Source organism: Geobacter sp. SVR (assembly GCF_016865365.1).
Classification (GTDB): Bacteria; Desulfobacterota; Desulfuromonadia; order Geobacterales; family Pseudopelobacteraceae; genus Pelotalea.
Genome location: NZ_AP024469.1, coordinates 3,792,213 through 3,809,938 on the forward strand (window position 1 = coordinate 3,792,213; position 17,726 = coordinate 3,809,938).

16 protein-coding genes and 1 riboswitch are annotated in these 17,726 nt (G+C 60.5%); of the genes, 8 read left to right on the forward strand and 8 right to left on the reverse strand.

The window, feature by feature from the left end; genetic code table 11:
• Window positions 1-20: 20 nt before the first annotated feature.
• A riboswitch (cobalamin riboswitch) is annotated at window positions 21-194 on the reverse strand.
• Window positions 195-314: 120 nt separating this feature from the next.
• The 7 genes from GSVR_RS17700 to GSVR_RS17730 all read right to left on the reverse strand — a co-directional run bounded on the left by GSVR_RS17700 (window position 315) and on the right by GSVR_RS17730 (window position 7,230).
• Window positions 315-1,742, reverse strand: a complete 1,428-nt coding sequence (locus tag GSVR_RS17700; protein ID WP_173200155.1) for a cobyrinate a,c-diamide synthase — start codon at window positions 1,740-1,742, stop codon at window positions 315-317.
• Window positions 1,743-1,747: 5 nt separating this feature from the next.
• The gene (locus GSVR_RS17705; protein ID WP_173200157.1) at window positions 1,748-2,626 is read right to left on the reverse strand and encodes a TonB C-terminal domain-containing protein; all 879 of its coding nucleotides are present in this window, start codon (window positions 2,624-2,626) and stop codon (window positions 1,748-1,750) included.
• A gap of 1 nt (window position 2,627) precedes the next feature.
• Window positions 2,628-3,467 (reverse strand): sugar phosphate isomerase/epimerase, encoded by an 840-nt coding sequence (locus GSVR_RS17710; RefSeq protein ID WP_173200159.1) that lies wholly within the window; start codon window positions 3,465-3,467, stop codon window positions 2,628-2,630.
• Entirely contained in the window at window positions 3,467-4,696 is a 1,230-nt protein-coding gene (locus GSVR_RS17715; RefSeq protein ID WP_173200161.1) for a putative nucleotidyltransferase substrate binding domain-containing protein, read from the reverse strand. The genes GSVR_RS17710 and GSVR_RS17715 overlap by 1 nt, the downstream gene beginning before the upstream one ends.
• Window positions 4,696-6,219, reverse strand: a complete 1,524-nt coding sequence (locus GSVR_RS17720) for a cation acetate symporter (protein ID WP_173200163.1) — start codon at window positions 6,217-6,219, stop codon at window positions 4,696-4,698. The genes GSVR_RS17715 and GSVR_RS17720 overlap by 1 nt, the downstream gene beginning before the upstream one ends.
• Before the next feature lies 1 nt (window position 6,220).
• Window positions 6,221-6,565, reverse strand: a complete 345-nt coding sequence (locus GSVR_RS17725) for a DUF4212 domain-containing protein (protein WP_173200165.1) — start codon at window positions 6,563-6,565, stop codon at window positions 6,221-6,223.
• 107 nt (window positions 6,566-6,672) lie between these two features.
• Complete coding sequence (locus GSVR_RS17730; RefSeq protein WP_173200338.1) at window positions 6,673-7,230, reverse strand: tRNA (guanosine(46)-N(7))-methyltransferase TrmB; 558 nt, start codon at window positions 7,228-7,230, stop codon at window positions 6,673-6,675.
• A 398-nt stretch (window positions 7,231-7,628) separates the two neighbouring features.
• On the opposite strand from GSVR_RS17730, the gene GSVR_RS17735 reads away from it, so the two are divergent.
• The 4 genes from GSVR_RS17735 to GSVR_RS17750 all read left to right on the forward strand — a co-directional run bounded on the left by GSVR_RS17735 (window position 7,629) and on the right by GSVR_RS17750 (window position 11,918).
• A complete protein-coding gene (locus GSVR_RS17735; protein ID WP_203978715.1) occupies window positions 7,629-7,892 on the forward strand; it encodes a hypothetical protein in 264 nt (87 codons plus the stop codon).
• Window positions 7,893-7,963: 71 nt separating this feature from the next.
• The gene (locus GSVR_RS17740) at window positions 7,964-8,734 is read left to right on the forward strand and encodes an enoyl-ACP reductase (protein ID WP_173200167.1); all 771 of its coding nucleotides are present in this window, start codon (window positions 7,964-7,966) and stop codon (window positions 8,732-8,734) included.
• Window positions 8,735-8,864: 130 nt separating this feature from the next.
• Window positions 8,865-10,511: a GTPase HflX gene (hflX, locus tag GSVR_RS17745; protein ID WP_173200169.1), complete on the forward strand. Its 1,647-nt coding sequence runs from the start codon at window positions 8,865-8,867 to the stop codon at window positions 10,509-10,511.
• Between the two features lie 54 nt (window positions 10,512-10,565).
• Complete coding sequence (locus GSVR_RS17750) at window positions 10,566-11,918, forward strand: penicillin-binding transpeptidase domain-containing protein (protein WP_173200171.1); 1,353 nt, start codon at window positions 10,566-10,568, stop codon at window positions 11,916-11,918.
• Between the two features lie 2 nt (window positions 11,919-11,920).
• On the opposite strand, the gene GSVR_RS17755 is transcribed toward GSVR_RS17750, so the two are convergent.
• A complete protein-coding gene (locus GSVR_RS17755; RefSeq protein WP_173200173.1) occupies window positions 11,921-12,649 on the reverse strand; it encodes a UDP-2,3-diacylglucosamine diphosphatase in 729 nt (242 codons plus the stop codon).
• 54 nt (window positions 12,650-12,703) lie between these two features.
• Between GSVR_RS17755 and GSVR_RS17760 the strand changes: the two genes are divergently transcribed.
• The 4 genes from GSVR_RS17760 (at window position 12,704) to GSVR_RS17775 (ending at window position 17,588) form a co-directional block, all read left to right on the forward strand.
• Complete coding sequence (locus tag GSVR_RS17760) at window positions 12,704-13,156, forward strand: UPF0158 family protein (RefSeq protein ID WP_173200175.1); 453 nt, start codon at window positions 12,704-12,706, stop codon at window positions 13,154-13,156.
• Window positions 13,157-13,166: 10 nt separating this feature from the next.
• Window positions 13,167-14,219 carry an AI-2E family transporter gene (locus tag GSVR_RS17765; RefSeq protein ID WP_173200177.1) on the forward strand — a complete coding sequence of 351 codons (1,053 nt, stop codon included), beginning with the start codon at window positions 13,167-13,169 and terminating at the stop codon, window positions 14,217-14,219.
• 90 nt (window positions 14,220-14,309) lie between these two features.
• Complete coding sequence (locus tag GSVR_RS17770; RefSeq protein WP_173200179.1) at window positions 14,310-16,700, forward strand: heavy metal translocating P-type ATPase; 2,391 nt, start codon at window positions 14,310-14,312, stop codon at window positions 16,698-16,700.
• Between the two features lie 282 nt (window positions 16,701-16,982).
• Window positions 16,983-17,588, forward strand: coding sequence for a TetR/AcrR family transcriptional regulator (locus tag GSVR_RS17775; protein ID WP_173200181.1), 606 nt, complete (start codon window positions 16,983-16,985; stop codon window positions 17,586-17,588).
• The last annotated feature ends 138 nt before the right edge of the window (window positions 17,589-17,726 follow it).

Genomic DNA, 17,726 nt, shown 5'->3' on the forward strand with positions numbered 1-17,726 from the left:
GCTCTCTCCCCCTCGGTCGGAGTCTGATAAGTCTTCCAGCCAGGTCTCCTGGCTCGGGGATCATCCCCATGCCGCGCCTTCCCACCCTGACGGGCAGTGGCTTTCTGCGACACGAGTCCCCCCTCACAGTTGCGGGGCAGCGCCGGATTTCAACCGGCTTCCCTACAGCTGGAAGTTGAATGGTGTGGTTTCGTAGCACAGTCCGGTACGGCACGCAAGGCCAAAACTCTCAAGCCTGGCCGGGCTCCGCCTGAATATTCTCGCATCATGAGACGCTACAACCCGGCCATCCCACCCTTTCCGACGCTACGGCATTACCGGTTCAGGTCACGGGCGAACCACTGTCGACAGGCGTCCACAAAAGCGGGCGCGATCCGGGCGTTGCTGCCGAAGTGCAGATGAACGTAGGAGGCCAGGCAGTTGTTGATACGGTAACCCTCCGGCCCCAGCTCGTGCCCTTGGCGGCTCATGCGGTAGCAACGCCCCACCTGTTGCGGCATGGGACCGATTTCGGAGTAGTGAAATTCATGCCCGCGCACCGCTGTCCCGGCAGCGGCAATGACTGCATCGGCAGTAAATTCCACCTGCCGGTAGCCCAGCGCCTTGCGTTTCGGCAACATGCGTGCCCTGGTGGGGTAGATGCCGACGAAATCGGCTGAATCTCCCCCTGCCCCGGCTGCCATCCCTTCGGTCAGATAGATGAAGCCTCCGCATTCGGCGTACACAGGCATGCCGGCCGCCCCGGCCCGGCTGATGGCCTCCAGCATGCTCCCATTGCCGGCCAGCCGTTCGGCATACAGTTCGGGATAGCCCCCCGGCAGATAGAGGCCGGCCGTCCCCTCGGGGAGACCGGCATCGTCCAGGGGGGAGAAAAAAGCCAGTTCCGCCCCGGCCTGGCGCAAAAGCCGCAGGTTATCCTCGTACATGAAGCAGAAGGCCGGGTCGCGGGCGACGGCGATACGGACGGGGGAAATCCCCCCTAGCCCCCCTTTCTCAAAGGGGGGTACATGGCTGGATGCCAATGCAGACTTTTCTCCCCCCTTTACAAAAGGGGGGTCGGGGGGGATTTCCAGTGCTGCTAGCCGTTCCAGATCCAGGTTTTCCTCAGCCAGATCCGCCAGAGCCGCCAGCCAATCCTGCGGCAACGGGTTATCCTCCGCCGTCACCAGGCCCAGGTGCCGCGACGGGATCTCCAGCGCCTCCCTGCGGGGCAGGCAGCCGAAGATCGCGATATCGGGCAGGGCTTCGGTCAGACTGTGGCGCAGCAGCTCGGTGTGGGAGGCGCTGCCGACGTTGTTGAAGATCACCCCCGCCAGTCGGATACGCGGGTCGAAATCCCGGAAACCCTTCACCAGTGCCGCGGCGCTGGCGGCCATGCCGCGCGCGTTGACCACCAATACCACCGGAGCGCCGGTTATGGCCGCCACCTGGGCGCTGCTTCCCTCGAACGACGCCCCCAGCCCGTCGAACAACCCCATCACCCCTTCGATAATGGCAAGATCGGCCTCGGCCGTATGATGCCCGAAGGTGTCACGGACAAAGGACTCCGGGCACATCCAGGCATCCAGGTTGATGGATGGGCGGCCGGTGACCAGGCGATGGTACCCGGGATCGATGAAGTCCGGCCCGCACTTGAAAGGTGCCACCGCTACCCCGCGGCGCGCCAAGGCCGCCATGACGGCCAGCGTGACGGTGGTCTTGCCGCTGCCGCTCTGGGGGGCAGCTATCAGAAATCCTCTCATGGCGCTCACCGGATGATCCTCACAAAGCTCCCCCCGTACCTGAATATCATGAACAGATCGTGCTCAGGCTTATCGTATCCTTTGGGAAGAGGCCCGACCGGGCCAATGGTGTGCAGCACGCGAAAAACTTCGTCGTCCAGCACCCGATGTCCGGAGCCTTCTATGGATTTGATGGCAACAATCTCGCCTGTCCTGGAATTGAACGTAGCCATGACGACGACTTCGCCGGTCAGTGTTTCCCCGCCGGGGGGTATCCGCCACACACCGTAGACCGCATTTTCCAGCCGCTTGAAAAATGATACCAGACCCGGATCGCTGGTATTCAGGAGGCGACTTTCGCCCTCCGCGCCATTGCCCTCGAACGTGCGGCGATATTCCTGCTCCAGCTTGGCGATCCTGCCGGCACTGGGGAAAAGCTGAGGCGTCCCCTGCGGTTTCGCCGACTGGCGCGGTTTCAGCAGGCTGCTGGCTGAAGAACCGGGCGGTATCTGACTTTCCCGGCGCTCTCCGGTCGATGGTGCGTTTGGTCGTTTCTCGGGCTGCGATTCGCGGGGTGCTGGCTGACTTGGTTGCACCGGCCGCCGGGGGAGCTCGCGGTCAGGTTCGGGAGTCCTGTTCCGCAAACCGGCAACAGGCGGAGATGTCTTCGGAGAGACCGGTGCACGCCGCTCGGGCAGGCGCGGTGTTTCTGGCTGCCGGGGCGGTTCCTGGCGCTTGAGCTCAGGCACCGTCTGCAGATCGATGAAGACCGGCTCTTTGGCGAGCTGCTTTCCCGATTGCGGCAGGTACAGCAGCAGGGCCAGCGCCCCCAGGTGCAGCAGCAGCGACAGGACCAGCAGATAAAGAAACGATTTTTCGACGTAACGATCGGAAATACGGCGCATATCAGCTGGCGGTTGAGACGTGGAGGCTCTGGTCGTATTCAGGGAGATCAGCCTGGCTGAATGTCTCCTTGCGCAAATAGGCCAGGATCTCCAGCAGGCTCTCGAAGATGATCCGCTCCTCTTTGGGGAATTCGGACGGGCTGAGTTCCAGGGTTACGGTGCTGCGGTAGTCGGTGTTGCGCAGGTGGTGCAGGAAGCGGGTCAGCGGCAGGACGCCGTGTCCCGGCAGCAGATGCTCGCGGCCGTAGCCGTAATCGGAAAAATGGATGTTCCTGATACGGTCGCTTTCGTAACAGAGATAAAAATCGTTGATGAAGTTGGTCTTGCCCGACCCCATGTGGGTGCAGTCGAAGGTCATGTACAAATTGTGCTCCTGGACGAAGTCGATCAGGCGCTGGGTGTTCGAAAGAATGTGGGGATTGATGCGCATCCTGCCCACCCACGGCATGTTTTCCATGGTTACCGCCACCTGGCCGTTCAGGCCGATCTCCTTCTGGAAGTCGTTGATGCTGTAAAGCCAGCGCCAGAAGGCGATCTCCATCCCCATCCAGGAGGGTGGATGGAAGTTTACCAGAGGGATGCCGCACTCTGCCGCCAATTGAACCGACCGCTTCAGCGACCCCACCGGCCCGCCCCACCCATCCAGCGGCATGAAAGGGGCGTGGATGGAATATATCGTGGCGATCTCCTGCAGCGATCGTATCAGCCTGGCCGGGTTGTCCCTCTGAAAGTCGTGATTGATGATCAGTTCGACACCGTCGAAACCGGCCAGGGCCGACAGCTCGAAAACCTTCTGCAACGGCAGCGTGAAAAGCGAACCGGTGGAAAGGGTGATCAACATCAGACCTGCTCCATCAAACCGCTGAAAGCTATGCCGACATGGCGCTGCAGAGTGGCAACCGTTTCCAGGAAATCCTTGAAACGTTCCTGGACCTCCGCCGGACTCGCCTGTACATCGAAATACCCGGCAGCCTCATAGGCCCGGTCGGCCAGACAGGCCGTTTCGCGCTGCAGCCGCAGCTCGTTGAAAAAGTGCCAGGCCTCCAGCAGACGTTCGGCCATTTCAACATCGATCTCACTGCGGGCCAGCAGTTTCCGGACCCGCTGGGTCGTTTCCACCTCGCGCACCCCCTTGAGCAGCGCCAGGGAGCCGATGGCCGAGGAGAGCGGCAGCAGGGCGTGTTCGAGCAGCCCGAACATACCCCGCTGCGCCCCTCGCCTCGCAAGCCTGATACCCCCCATCATGCCGATCCCGGTGGAAAGCCCCATCATCTGCGACACCAGAAAGGCGTGAGCAGAGCGGCTTCCCTCCAAGGCCTGCACGCAACTGGAGTAAAATTCATCGGCCAGCCCCTGGTCGGAAAAGAGCGCATCCTGATCCGCCAGCCGGGTGAGATCATTCAGGTATCGCGATCTGTTGCGCTCCAGCAACTCCGCAACCCGCTGCTTCCAGACCCTCATGCTGCCGCGCCATTCGAGCCTTCCCGGCGTGACCTGGCCGTCGAGCGACAGCCCCGCGGCCTGAAAAGCCTCCTCCAGTACCCGGCCGAAGCGTTCCATGACGGCCGGTTCCGGCGCATCGCCGCCATGGACCAGCAGCAGCTGCAAACGGTGGAGCGGCGAAAACTCGCGGCGTCCCCCGCTGTTCAGGGCAATCAGCGCCACCGGCAGGTCAGCGCAGCCGGTCTGCTGCCTGGCATACCCCACGATGGTGGTGCTCGCCGCGCGCAGGAATTCTGCGCTCAGATGAAAAAAGGCGATAGCTGAACGGTTCCGGCCGAAGAAATCGTAGCAGGCGGTGTAGAATCGATCGACCAGGGGGTGCAGCAGATCAGGTCCACCGGCTGTGGCGGCCTCGGCAATCATAAGCCGCAGATGGGCCAGTTCGTCCGCATGCAGCGCCTCGCGCCCCGCCAGCTCACGCTCGACCTCGGCAAACAGTTCTTCAGCCTGTTCCGACGACATGCAGGCAGCACTCTCCAGCAGGGTTTGGCGGCAGGTGAGCACGAAATCTCTGGCTGCCAGCCAGGTGTTGAAATCTTTTCCCTTTGAAGAGGCGACCAGTGCCATCACTCCTCCGCGCCGTCATGCACGTGACGGTTCAAAAAGGTGCGTATCTCGACCGAAGGGGGTGAGGTCATCAGCGAAACCGCAATCATGATCGCAATCACCAGCGGTGCCCCCAGAAAAGCGGAGGAGGTATACGGCAGCAGGCTTGCGATCAATGGAATGCTCCCCCCTGCAACCAGCGGGGCAACGGTGATTATCACTCCGGCCAGCATGCCGGCAATGGCGCCGGCGGCATTGGCCCGCCCCCACCAGATACCGAGCAGGAACACCGGGAAAATGGTGTTGCCGGCCAGGGCGAATGCCAGAGCCGCGATCTCGGCGATCATCATTCCTCCGGGACGGAAGGCCAGCGCCAGAGAAACGGCGGACAGGACCAGAAAAAACCCTTTTGCCGCATAGACCTTGTCGTTCTCTGAGGCATTCGGGCGGATCAGGCGCGGATAGATGTCATAGGAAAAAGAGGCGGCCCCGGTCAGCATCAGGCCGGTCACGGTGGAGAAGGCGGCGCTCATGCCGCCCGCCACCAGGAGGCCGGTCACCCATACCGGCAAACCGCCGTGCAGGGCGGCGGAAAGCACCACCGTGTCGGCGGAGGCCGGATCGAACGGAACCGAGCCACGGGCCTCGAACAGCCGTGCCAGCACGGCGTAGGCAGGCGCAGACCAGTATATCAGGGCGATGAAGAACAGTCCCCAGGCCACTCCCCAGCGGGCATCGCGGATGCCCGGCACCATGTAGAAGCGCGAGAGCACATGCGGCAGGCCGGCTGTGCCGAACATCAGCGTAAAGCAGAGCGCGAACCAGGCAAAGGGGGATTCGCCGGCAAAGGGCTGCGGCCAGACAAATCCGAACTGCTGCTTCAGTTCACTGATGGCGGTACCATAGCCGAACTGCGGCAGCAGCCAGAAATATCCCAGCTTGCGGGTCAAAAGCATCAGCGGCAGGATGAAGGCGATGATCAGTACGAAATACTGCAGTTTCTGGTTGCGGGCCACCCCCAGCGTACCGGATATGACCACAAAACCCACCACCAGCGATGCGCCTATGATCAGTGCGGGGGTATAGGCAATGCCGAACAGCCACGACACCAGCAGAGCTATGCCGCGAAACTGCGCCACACTGTAGATTGCGGCAATCGCGATGGCGATGATCGCCGCCAGGGTGCGGGCCGCTTCGGATTCGTAGCGGAAGGCCACGAAATCGGGGGCAGTGTATTTGCCGAAACGGCGTATCTGGGTCGCCATCAGCACCAGCAGCAGGACATAGCCCCCTGTCCACCCCACGACGAACGCCATGGCCAGATAGCCTTTGAGGTAAAACATCCCGGCCAGACCGAGAAAACTGGCGGCGCTCATCCAGTTGCTGGCTATGGCCGCTCCTATCCCGATCCGTCCGCTGTAGCTGCCGCCGAAACCATATTCCGAAGCCTGACGTGTCCTGGCCCCCAACCCGGAAAAGAACAGAAAGGCGAACAGGGCGGCCACGATCGACAAGGGGAGGTACTGTACGCTACCCGGTTCCATCTCACTCCTCCCGGCCGTCGTTGGAGCGGGTCCGGAATCTGAGCGCAGCCCCCCGGCCATGCGTGTCGTGACGGTCCATCCAGATATTGAAAATCACGCAGAGAATTATGAACCACAGAGGCAAAAACTGGCCGGTCAGCCAGAAAGGGATCGGCAGGTTGAAGAAGGTCCACTGGGAGATGGATTCCCCCTGGCGGGAATGTCCGAGCAGATACACCAGCCCCTGTGATCCCGCTATGGCTGCCAGCCATCCGGCCAGAACCATGCCGATCACCAGGATCTGCCTCTTCATGGTCGCACCGCTGGGTTTGAAGATGTTTGTCTCGGATGATCCGGATGTAGCCATGATCCCCCTCCTCCAGCCTCTGGAACGTGCAATTCACTCAGCCTGCTCCGATGGGCCTTCCATTGTTCGACCCCAGACGGAAGCGCTTGATAAACTTCGATTTCAGATCATACTTTGCGGTAATGGATAAAGTAGATCTTTTTCCCTTCCGCCATGAATTTTAACATGTATTTGGACAGGGGGTATCCCTGCAATTCGTGCTGGTAAGGTTCGGGAAGCACATTGGTAAAAGCGGGGACGCCGCCCATCATGTGCGCCACATCCAGTCCGTAATCATCGAAATCGGTGGCAAAATGGAAATCGGCCGACTGCTGCAGGTAACCGGACAAAAACTGCATGAAATCGGCATTCACCAGGCGGCGTTTGCGGTGTCGCATTTTGGGCCAGGGATCGGGACAATTGATGATCGTCGCGCACAGCGAACCCTGCGGAATGCAGCGCACCATGAAGCTGCGCGCCTCGTCCCGCACTACCCGCACATTGTCCAGCCCCATCGTGTCGATGCGCTTGCAGGTCCTGAGACAGCCCTTGTTGTAATAGTCGAGGGCGATGAAGTTCCGGTCAGGGTGCAGCACCGCCATCTGGGCCACAAAATCGCCCATGCCGCTGCCGATTTCGAGCGCCAGAGGCTTGTCGTTACCGAAAATCCGCCCCCAGTCGGGCATGCTGGTCAAAAGTTCAGGTTCTACGAAGGATGGGGAATTTATGGGAATCAGGTTCACTGTGGCTACCTCGATCTCTGTTGATTCTCGAATCCGTGATGCCTCGCCGACTGCCCGCAGGCCGCACCTCCTCCGGGGGCGTCGGCACGTATGCCGTCATGGATTCGGATGACGGCAACAGTTGAAAGTATCATAAATCAGCGCCGCGTTCACCGGTTTTTCCAATCCGGCACAAAATGAAATGAGCGGAAAGGGAATTTCGGCCTACGAAACGACCGGAGCAGCCGTTTCAACGGAACCAATTGAGAGCCGTGGCATTTCGCCTTAACTTTCGGAGGGCGGTGTGCTATAGACGGTGGAAAAGGTCAGGCGATCAAGGTCATAGGGACAGGTGAAAGAGTATGGAAATAGTCGGCGGTTTCATGGTGATGATGAGTATCCTGGGCTTCTTCCTGGCGGTGATCTGGCTGATCATGCCGTTCGTCGTATTCGCGACCAAGGGAAAGCTGGACCGGACCCTGGAAGTGCTGGACGGACTGGACAAGCGCCTGGCCGGCATCGAAACGCAGCTGGCCGCGCTGCGGCAGATGGGAGACAAACCGGCAACCGGACCTGCCGCTACGGATCTGCCCCCGGAGGAGGAGCAGCAACAGTCGTTATTATGATTGCCGCTTGCCTGATGACAGTTTTCTGATATGATAAGTGCTCCAATAATTTTAACCGGAGGTTGTACAAGATGTCGCTGTTGCAGGGCAAAAAAGCACTGATTTTCGGTGTTGCAAACGACAAGAGCATTGCCTGGGCCATAGCCCGCACGTTGCACGAGCAGGGAGCGGAACTTGCCGTTACCTATGCGGGAGAGGCATTCGAAAAGCGGGTCCGGCCACTGGCGGAATCCCTGAATGCAGCAGCGATCCTGCCCTGCAACGTCACCAGCGACCAGGAAATCAAGGCGGTATTCAGCGAGCTTTCAAAGGTGTGGGACGGGGTGGATATCATTATCCATGCGGTCGCCTTTGCCAATAAGGAAGAACTGAAGGGCACCGTCCTCAATACGACCCGCGAGGGCTTTGCAATGGCCATGGACATCAGTGTCTATTCCTTCCTGGCCGTCCTGAAGGAAGGCCACGCAATGATGCAGGGGCGCAACGCCTCGGCATTGACGCTCAGCTACTATGGCGCCGTCAAGGTCTTCCCCAGCTACAATGTCATGGGAGTCGCCAAAGCCGCGTTGGAAGCCTCCGTGCGCTACCTGGCCGAGGCCTTCGGCCCCGAGGGCATCCGCGTCAACGGCATCTCGGCCGGCCCCATCCGTACCCTGGCCGCTGCCGGTGTGAACGGCTTCCACAACATTCTCAACATCGTCGAGTCCAAGGCGCCCCTGCGCCGCACCATCACCCAGGACGATGTAGCCCGTTCGGCGCTCTACCTTTGCAGCGACCTGGCCTCCGGTGTAACCGGCGAGATCCACTACGTCGACGGCGGCTACAATGTGATCGGACTTTGAAACAGGTCAAGGTCAAGGCTGAGGTCAAGAACCCCGGTTTTTCCTCAGCCTTAACCTTAACCTCAGCCTCAACCTGATTCTCCCCTCCCGGAGCACTCCCATCAAAGAACCATACGGCAACCTTGCAGGTTTGAAGACCAGTCAGATCCAGGCCTTGGAACGTCTGTACCGCAGACGCGTGCCGCAGGCCGAATTCTGTACCCACGAACTGGCTTCACGCCTGGTGGAGGTTTCCGGAGATATCCGGCGGCAGGTCGGCATTCTCATCAATCGCTACGGCATGGTAGAGTACGTCATCGTCGGGGATGAGCGGGGCCTGGTCATTCCGGAACTGCGCGACTATCCCCTGGGAAAACGCACCCTGCGCGGGCTGCGCCTGATCCATACCCACTTGAAAAACGAGCCGGTCAGCGAAGACGACATTACCGACCTGGCCCTGCTGCGGCTCGATCTTGTGGCTGTGTTGCTTTTCACACCCGGCAGACCTCACATCAGCGTTCAACTGGCTCACCTCTCCCCGGCCCACGGCGGTCCGTCGGCCGTCACCGGTCAGATCACCCCCCTGGAGCGGGTGGAGATGGACTGCGTCCATTTCATTCCGGAGCTGGAGGCCGACCTGGAGCGCACCGCCCGTGGCGCGGCCCGGGGGGGCGAGGCGGTGGAGCGGGCCATCCTGATTTCCGTTACCGTCGGCGGCGAACGCCAGGAAGCGGAAGACTCCATTGCAGAACTCAGGGAACTCGCCCGTACGGCGCAGGTGGAGGCGCTGGATGCCTTCATCCAGCGGCCGCGGCAGATGAATCCCCGTTTCCTGATGGGCGAGGGCAAGATGCGCGACGTGGTCATCCGCGCTCTGCAGCAGGGTGCCAGCATGCTGATCTTCGATCAGGAACTGACGCCGGCCCAGATCCGTTCGATTTCCGCCATGACCGAACTGAAGGTCATCGACCGCAGTCAGTTGATTCTGGACATCTTTGCCCGCCGCGCCAGAACTCTGGACGGCAAGGTGCAGGTGGAACTGGCCCAGCTCAAGTATCTGCTGCCCCGCCTCACCGGCCGGGGAGTGCAGATGTCCCGCCTGATGGGGGGCATCGGCGGCCGGGGTCCCGGCGAAACGAAACTGGAGATCGACCGGCGGCGCATCCGCGACCGCATCGCCAGCCTCGAACGTGAACTGAAAGAGCTCTCCAGCGGACGGGAACAGCGCCGGCGGCGGCGCACCAAGGCAGGGGTCCCGATCATTTCCATCGTCGGCTATACCAATGCCGGCAAATCCACCCTGCTGAACGCCCTGACCAAAAGCGAGGTATTCACCGAAGATCTGCTCTTCGCGACCCTGGATACCTCCACCCGGCGACTGCGCTTTCCCCGCGAGCGGGAGGTGATCATCACCGACACGGTCGGCTTCATCCGCTCTCTTCCCAAGTCGCTGCTGGGCGCCTTCAAAGCTACCCTGGAGGAACTGCGCGACGCCGATCTGCTGCTGCATGTGGTGGATGCCGCAAATTCCCGCTTCGAAGCGCAGATAGAGCAGGTCCAGGCCATCCTGGAAGAGCTTGAGCTGGGGGACAAGCAGCAGCTCCTGGTTTTCAACAAGATGGACCTGCTGGCCGATCTGAAGAAAAAGGACACCATTGCTTTTCTGAGGGTACGGCAGGCGGCCCGCTCCCGCGGTGGCATCACGCTCTCGGCCCGCGATCGCGGAACGCTCGCTGCGCTGATGGACGAGCTGCAACGGCGCTTCTGGCCGGATGAAGTCCCCCCCCTCGCGGATTGACAATCACCGCAGCTTGCCTGTATAGTCGCAGGTATCCCACGAATACGGAACGCCATGCAGGATCTCAAACATTTAACCAGAAAAAAAGGCATATCGCTATTCAGGTCTTCCCAGGAGGGAAGCATCTCACAAACCCTTCGTCCCCCCACCGGCAAACGCCGCCAAAAGCTCAAGCATCTGCTGTTGTTTCTGGCCATTGTTCTGGCACTGACGCCGGTCTGCATGCTGATCTATCACCAGGCCCCCAAAGGAGCCAAGGCAATCTCCGACCTGATCCGTTCGCGCCTGAGTCCGGCGCCTCAGTCGGCTGAAGCGGCCAAACCACCCACCGCCAGCAACTTCGAGATCGCCAGCCGGCTGCTCGATTCCGCCACCGTCGCGGGAGAGCAGTTCACTGCACGAACCGCTGCCGGCGACACGCTGCACTACACCATCCGGGGAGACCTGCAGAAACGGGTCCATGATTTCATGGCAAGCAACCAGGTTCCCTATGGCGTATTTGTTGCCATAGAGCCCTCCACCGGCCGCATCCTGGCCATGACCTCCTACTCGGCGGTCGATCCGAACTGGTCGCGGAGCGCCTTTTACGATCTCTACCCGATGGCATCGCTTTTCAAAATAGTGACGGCATCGGCCGCACTGGAACAAAAACGGATCACCCCGGAAACGGTGATCGAGTTCCGTGGCAAATACACCTCCGAAAACCCCCGCTACTGGGAGGCCAGTCCGCGCGGCAAGAACACTCGCCTGGATCTGACCTATGCCATGGGCAAGTCCATCAACCCCGTTTATGGCAGGGTTGCGGCCGATATTGCCGGGAAAGGTTTGTTGCTGGAGTCGGTCCGCAAATTCGGCTTCAACCAGTCCCTGCTGCCGGGCACGCCGGTCAAGGAGAGCAGGGCGGCCGAACCTCGGGATACGCATGGCCTGATGCTGATGGGGGCCGGATTGGATCATGAAGTCAAGATTTCGCCGCTGCATGCCGCCGTCATGATGGCCGCCATTGCCAATGGCGGCAAGATGATGTCCCCCGGTTTAACCGAAAAGGTGACCGATGTGGCCGGAACAGCCAGGGACTCTCATACCCCCCGTGAGATCCGCCAGCTTGTCTCCCCCGAAACAGCGGCATCCCTGACGCGGATGCTCTCCAGCACCGTCACCAGCGGCACCTCCCGCAAGGCTTTTCACGACCGGCGCGGCCGTCCCCGCTTGGACGTGGATGTAGCCGCCAAAACCGGGTCGATCAACGGCAGCGATCCGCGTGGCCATTATTCGTGGTTTGCCGCCTTTGCGCCGGCTCGCAATCCGCGCATCGCGCTGGTGTCACTGGTCATCAATCAGGATAAATGGAAAATAAAGTCGTCGCAGGTGGGTGAACAGGCTTTGCAGGAATTCTTCGGGAAGTAGGACTACGGAGCCTGACTGTAGGATTTCAGCAGCAGTTCGCCGTTCTCGATCTCGCCATAGGTGAAGCGTTCCATCCAGTCTCCCAGCGAGAGAATGGTAAAACGGGGAGACGCAAGTTCCTCGTGGAACGCCAGGTGGAAATGACCGGTGACCAACCCGTCGCAGCCCTGTTCCCGCAGAGAACGGGCAAAGTCACAGATGATATCGCGGTAGTCCCAGCGAGCCGACTTCTGGTGGTATCCGGCCTTGCTGGTCCGTTGAAGGCGTTCCTTGATCTGCAATGCCAGGGAGGGGGGGAAATGATTGACCCCCCAGGCGACCAAGGCATTGTGCAACACCAGGCGCAGCAAACGGTATCCCCGGTCGGCCCGGTTGATCTGATCGCCGTGGCATAGATACAGCCGCCGTCCCTGTACCGTCCGCACGATTGGGCCGGTATGGATCTCGGCAGCCAGCGACTCGCGAAACAGGGGGCCCAGATGAAAATCGTGGTTACCCTCGAAATAAATCAGCCGGCATCCGCTCCGCTTGAGCGCCATCAGCGCATCCAACAGCGGATCGTGCTGCCGGAAGGGGTGAGAAGGGAAGCCCAGCCAGAAATCGAACAGATCCCCCATGATGAACAGGGTTTCGGTGGTGCCTTCAAGCTCGTGCAGAAAGCGCAGCAGCAAACGGTAATTCGGTTCGGTCGGCTCTGTCAGGTGGGCATCGGCCAGAAAAATGGTGCGCATGGGTGGCGATTTTGCTGTCACTCATTGCAGAAGTCAACATAATAGAGGTCATACATGGCACATGTGCACAACATAGAGATAATCTGGGATGAACTGATGGATGCCTTCACGTCGGTCCAGAGCGATCGGGTATATTTTCTGGACCGTCATACCGGCGAGGTATTCTTTGTGCCCTCGAATCTGGAGGACGAGGAATTCTGGCGTCAAATCGAGACGAATCGCGATCGCTTCCTGGAAATTCCGAGCTTCGACTACGGCATGGAACGTCAGCTGATGAAAGGCTTCATCGGAGCCATCGAGGATACCGGACTCAAGGAGCTGTTGGGCGGATCGATCACCGGCATGAAACCGTACGGCAAGATCAGCGATATCCTTTCCTTCTTTCCCGAGGAACGGGACCGCCTGGTGGAAATGAAGGACGAGTTCCTGGCCAGCCGCGTCAAGACCTGGCTGACAGCAAACAACCTCTTTGCCGAGACGGAAGCGATGCGGATCCTGCGCATCTGAGGAGAGCAGGATGAGTCACACCCATACCATCTCCCGCAGCGATTACGGCAGATTGATCGCCATCATCCTGGTGCTCTGCCTGCTGGCGGCCGTGGGCTACGCCTTGCAGCATACCGTATCGTGCTTTCTGCTCTCCTGGGTGATCGCCTACCTGCTGGATCCGATCGTGGTGAAAGCCGGGGAGCACGGCGTCAAGCGCATCTACGCTCTGGCCCTGCTGTACGTGCTGCTCGGCGTTCTGACGGTCTTTTTCCTGACCTTCATGGTCCCGATGATCACCATCAGTTGGGACAGGTTCATCAACGACCTGCCGCTCTATATCCAGAAGATCAAGCAGATTGCCCTGGAGTGGAAAGAACGCGTCCCTGCCCGCCAGGGGGCGGAGGAACTCGACTGGCTGATCGACACGCTCTCGGGCAATATTGCCAAGGCCGCCGACAAGGCCGGACTGATGGCCTATTCCTTCGGAACCCGCATCTTCTTCAACCTCTTCAACATCGTCCTGTCTCCGATCCTCGTGTTCTTCATGCTCTACTACAAGCAGACCATCCTGGAGACGTTCGCCTCGTGCATTCCCGGTCATCGCCGGGAAATGGTGATCGACATCGGCCGGGAGGTCAATGGCAGTATCGGCGGCTATCTGCGGGGACAGGTGATCGTTTCCATCATCGTCAGCGTGTTGGCCTCGGCCGCGCTCTTCATCCTGGACATTCCCCACCCGTTCTTCTGCGGCATCTTTGCCGGTGCCGCCTCGATACTCCCTTTCATCGGTGTGTTCATCGCCATCGTGCCTGCTCTGTTCTTTGCCTGGTTCAAATACCAGGCCATGGCCGGACTCGTGAAAATCGGCATTGTCTTCGGCGTGATATACTTTTTGGAGGGGTATATCATCAAGCCCTTGGTCTTCAAGGAGTCCATGAACCTGAACCCCCTGGTGACAATTATCATGGTCATGGCGCTGGGGGAAATGCTTGGTTTCTGGGGCATTCTGCTGGCCCTGCCCATTGCCGCCGCCATCAAGATCGCCTGGGAGCACGTTCTCAGGGGCGATTTCCGGCACTGAGCCTCCCCTTCTCCCTCCGGAAGCACTCACCCCATATCGAGAAGCCCGGCCAGCCCCAGACTCTCGACACTACCAAACCGGCAGGTGACAATGACCACCACCATCATCAGCATTACCGGCATGTCGTGCGCCAGCTGCGCTGCCCGGATCGAGGCCCGGCTGGCCACCCTCAAGGGGATCGGATCGGCAGCCGTCAATCTGGCTACCGGAGAATTGACCGTCTGCCACGACGAGACCATGGCATCCGCCGAGGATATCGCTGCATCGATCAGGGAACTCGGCTACGGGGCAAGCCTGCCCGCTCCCGCCGGTGAACTGACCTTCGGAGTCAGCGGTCTGCACTGCGCTTCCTGTGTCGACCGGCTGGAAACCGCTCTTCTGGAAAATTCCGCCGTCACCACCGCCATCGTCAACCTGGCCGCCGAAACCGGCTTTGTCCGCTACGATCCGGCCCGTCTGAACCGCGCCGACATCTTCGCCATCGTCCATGCAACCGGATACACCCCCCTGGAACTGGGCGAGGCCGAGGCAGCCGGACGCGATGAACTCCGCAGCCAGCGCAACTGGTTCATCTTCTCACTGGCAGCCTCGCTGCCGATCATGCTGACCATGGGCATGCACCACAACCGGGCCGTAATGCAGCTCAACCTGCTCCTGGCCACGGCGGTGCAGTTCTCGGCCGGCCTGGCTTTCTACCGCGGCGCCTGGTCGGCCCTGAAGACCCGCAGTGCAAACATGGACGTGCTGATCGCACTGGGCACCTCGGCAGCCTATTTCTATTCGCTGGCGGCCTATGCCGGGCTGCTCGGCCCCGGGCGGGAGGTCTTCTTCGAGACGTCAGCCATGCTGATCGCCTTTATCCGGCTCGGCAAGTACCTGGAGGCCCGGGCCCGCGGCAAGGCGGGCGAAGCGCTCAAGAAGCTCCTGCACCTGCAGGCCGACAAGGCCCGCCTGGTAACTCCCGAGGGGGAAAAAGAGGTGCCCGCCTCGGTCATCCGGGTCGGCGATGTCGTGCTGGTGCGGCCGGGGGAGACGATACCGGTGGACGGAGAGGTGATCGAAGGTAGCGGCGCGGTGGACGAAGCCATGGTCACCGGCGAGTCCATGCCGGTGCTGAAGCAGGCCGGCGACAGCGTCACCGGCGCCACGATCAGCAAAGGCGGCGTGCTGAAGATACGCGCCACGCGGGTCGGCGAGGCGACCCTGCTCTCCCAGATCGTCCGGATGGTGCGCGAAGCACAGGGGGACAAGGCCCCCATCCAGCGTTTTGCCGACGCGGTATCCGGCAAATTCGTGCCGGCCGTGATCGTCCTGGCGCTGGCAACCTTTCTGGTCTGGTTCTTTGTACTGCAGTCCGATTTTCTGACGGCTTTCAAGTTTGCCATTGCGGTGGTGGTGATCGCCTGTCCCTGCGCCATGGGACTGGCCACCCCCACTGCCATCATGGTGGGCAGCGGCGTTGCACTGGCACGCGGCATCCTGGTCAAGAAGGGGTCGGCCCTGGAGATCATCTCCGGTCTGCAGGTGCTGTTGCTGGACAAGACCGGTACCCTGACCAGCGGTGCGCCGGTCATGACCGACCTGATCCCGGTATCCCGCAGCGTTGACCCGAATCGGCTGATGGAGTGCCTGGCAACCGCCGAGGCCCATTCCAGCCACCCCCTGGCGCAGGCTGCGGTCGCTGCGGCCGAAGCGGCGGGGGTCAGGCCGGGAGAGGCAACCGCCTACGAGGAACGCGGCGGCTACGGCATCACCTGCCTGTACGGCGACGTGCGCCTGGCAGTGGGCAACGAGCGGCTGATGCAGGAGGAAAATGTCTCCATGGCCTCGCTGGCCGACAAGGCCGGAGAACTGGCCGCTGCCGGCAAGTCCCTGATCTATGTGTCGGCCGATTCCACCCTGGTGGGTGTGGCCGCCTTTGCCGACATGCTCAAGCCCAGCTCGAAACAGGCTGTGGCCGAGCTGAGAGAGCTGGGGATCAGGACCTGCATGATCACCGGAGATCACGCCGCCGTGGCCAGAGCGGTCGCCGCCCAGGTCGGCGTCGATCAGTTCGAGGCAGAGGTGCTGCCGGACCGCAAGCAGGAGGTGGTCAGGGAATACCAGCAGCAGGGGCATCTCACCGGCATGGTGGGGGACGGCATCAATGACGCACCGGCACTGGCCCGGGCCGACATAGGCATTGCCATTGGCGGCGGTACGGACGTTGCCAAGGAGACCGGCGACATCGTGCTGATGCGGGACGACCTGCTGGATGTGGTGCGCGCCATCAGGATCGGGCGGGCCACGCTTTCCAAGGTCAAGCAGAACCTGTTCTGGGCGCTGTTTTACAACATTCTGGGCATTCCCGTAGCCGCCGGTCTGCTCTCGAGCTATGGTATCACCCTCAAGCCCGAATACGCCGGACTGGCTATGGCCTTTTCGTCGGTTTCGGTAGTACTGAATTCGATCCTGCTGAAACGGGTGGAGCGGCACTTGTAGGCGGGCAGAGCTGGGGCTGTTGTCGGTAGCGGAACGAGCGCATTGAACGGGCATACGAACTACCCTCGTCTGGTCCTCACCTGTCCTTCCTGAAAACCTGGGATTCTTCGGCCCGGCCCACCTTCGGGAACAGCATGATCGCCCTGAAGTGCCATCCAGTCGTCATGGTTTAATATGGGTTCACTACAATCTAGTCGCTGGCAAAAACGAAACCAGAAACAACTTGACTGATTAGTCAAGAGCCACTATCATTTAGTAACAGGCAACGAAGAGGGGTCTGACATGAGTACGACTACACCGGACACGAAGACCAAACTGATCGATGCAGCCCTTGACCTGATCTGGAAAGGGAGTTACGGCTCCGTCAGCGTTGACGACATCTGTCGTGCCGCAGATGTACGAAAAGGGAGTTTCTACCACTACTTTCCTTCCAAAGTCGACTTGGCACTCGCCGTCATGGAAGAGTCACACCGGCTTATGGAGCCGGAATTCGACGTTATCTTTTCACCGAGAATCCCCGCGCTGCAGCGTTTCGAGAGGTTTGCCGACTTTGTCTACCGCTCCCAATCGGAGGCCGCCGCCAAGTACCACCAAGTATGCGGCTGTCCGTGTACCTCCCTGGGCTCCGAGATGGCCGGGCAGGAGGCCTGCATCCGCGACAAGTACGAAGAAATCACTCGACGTAAAGAGCGTTATTATCAGAATGCGCTGCGGGACATGATCGCCGAGGGGCTGTTACCGCCACAGACGGACGTCAATGCGGTGGCCGAGGAAATCAATACCTACATCATCGGCCAGTTAGTCATCGCCCGTATCCAGAACAACTTGGAGCATCTCAAGCGGGATTTGAAAATAGGGCTGTTGAAGATATTGGGAGTGGAGCGCTGAACGGGTCACTCTAAGCATGGCCCGTTGCTCCACCGATAAGAGTCACGCCGCGTTTTGCGGTTTTTTTTGACCCTTTCATATGACTGACCGGTCAACTACTTAAGGTATTACAATAGTAATCATTGACGGACGCAGCTC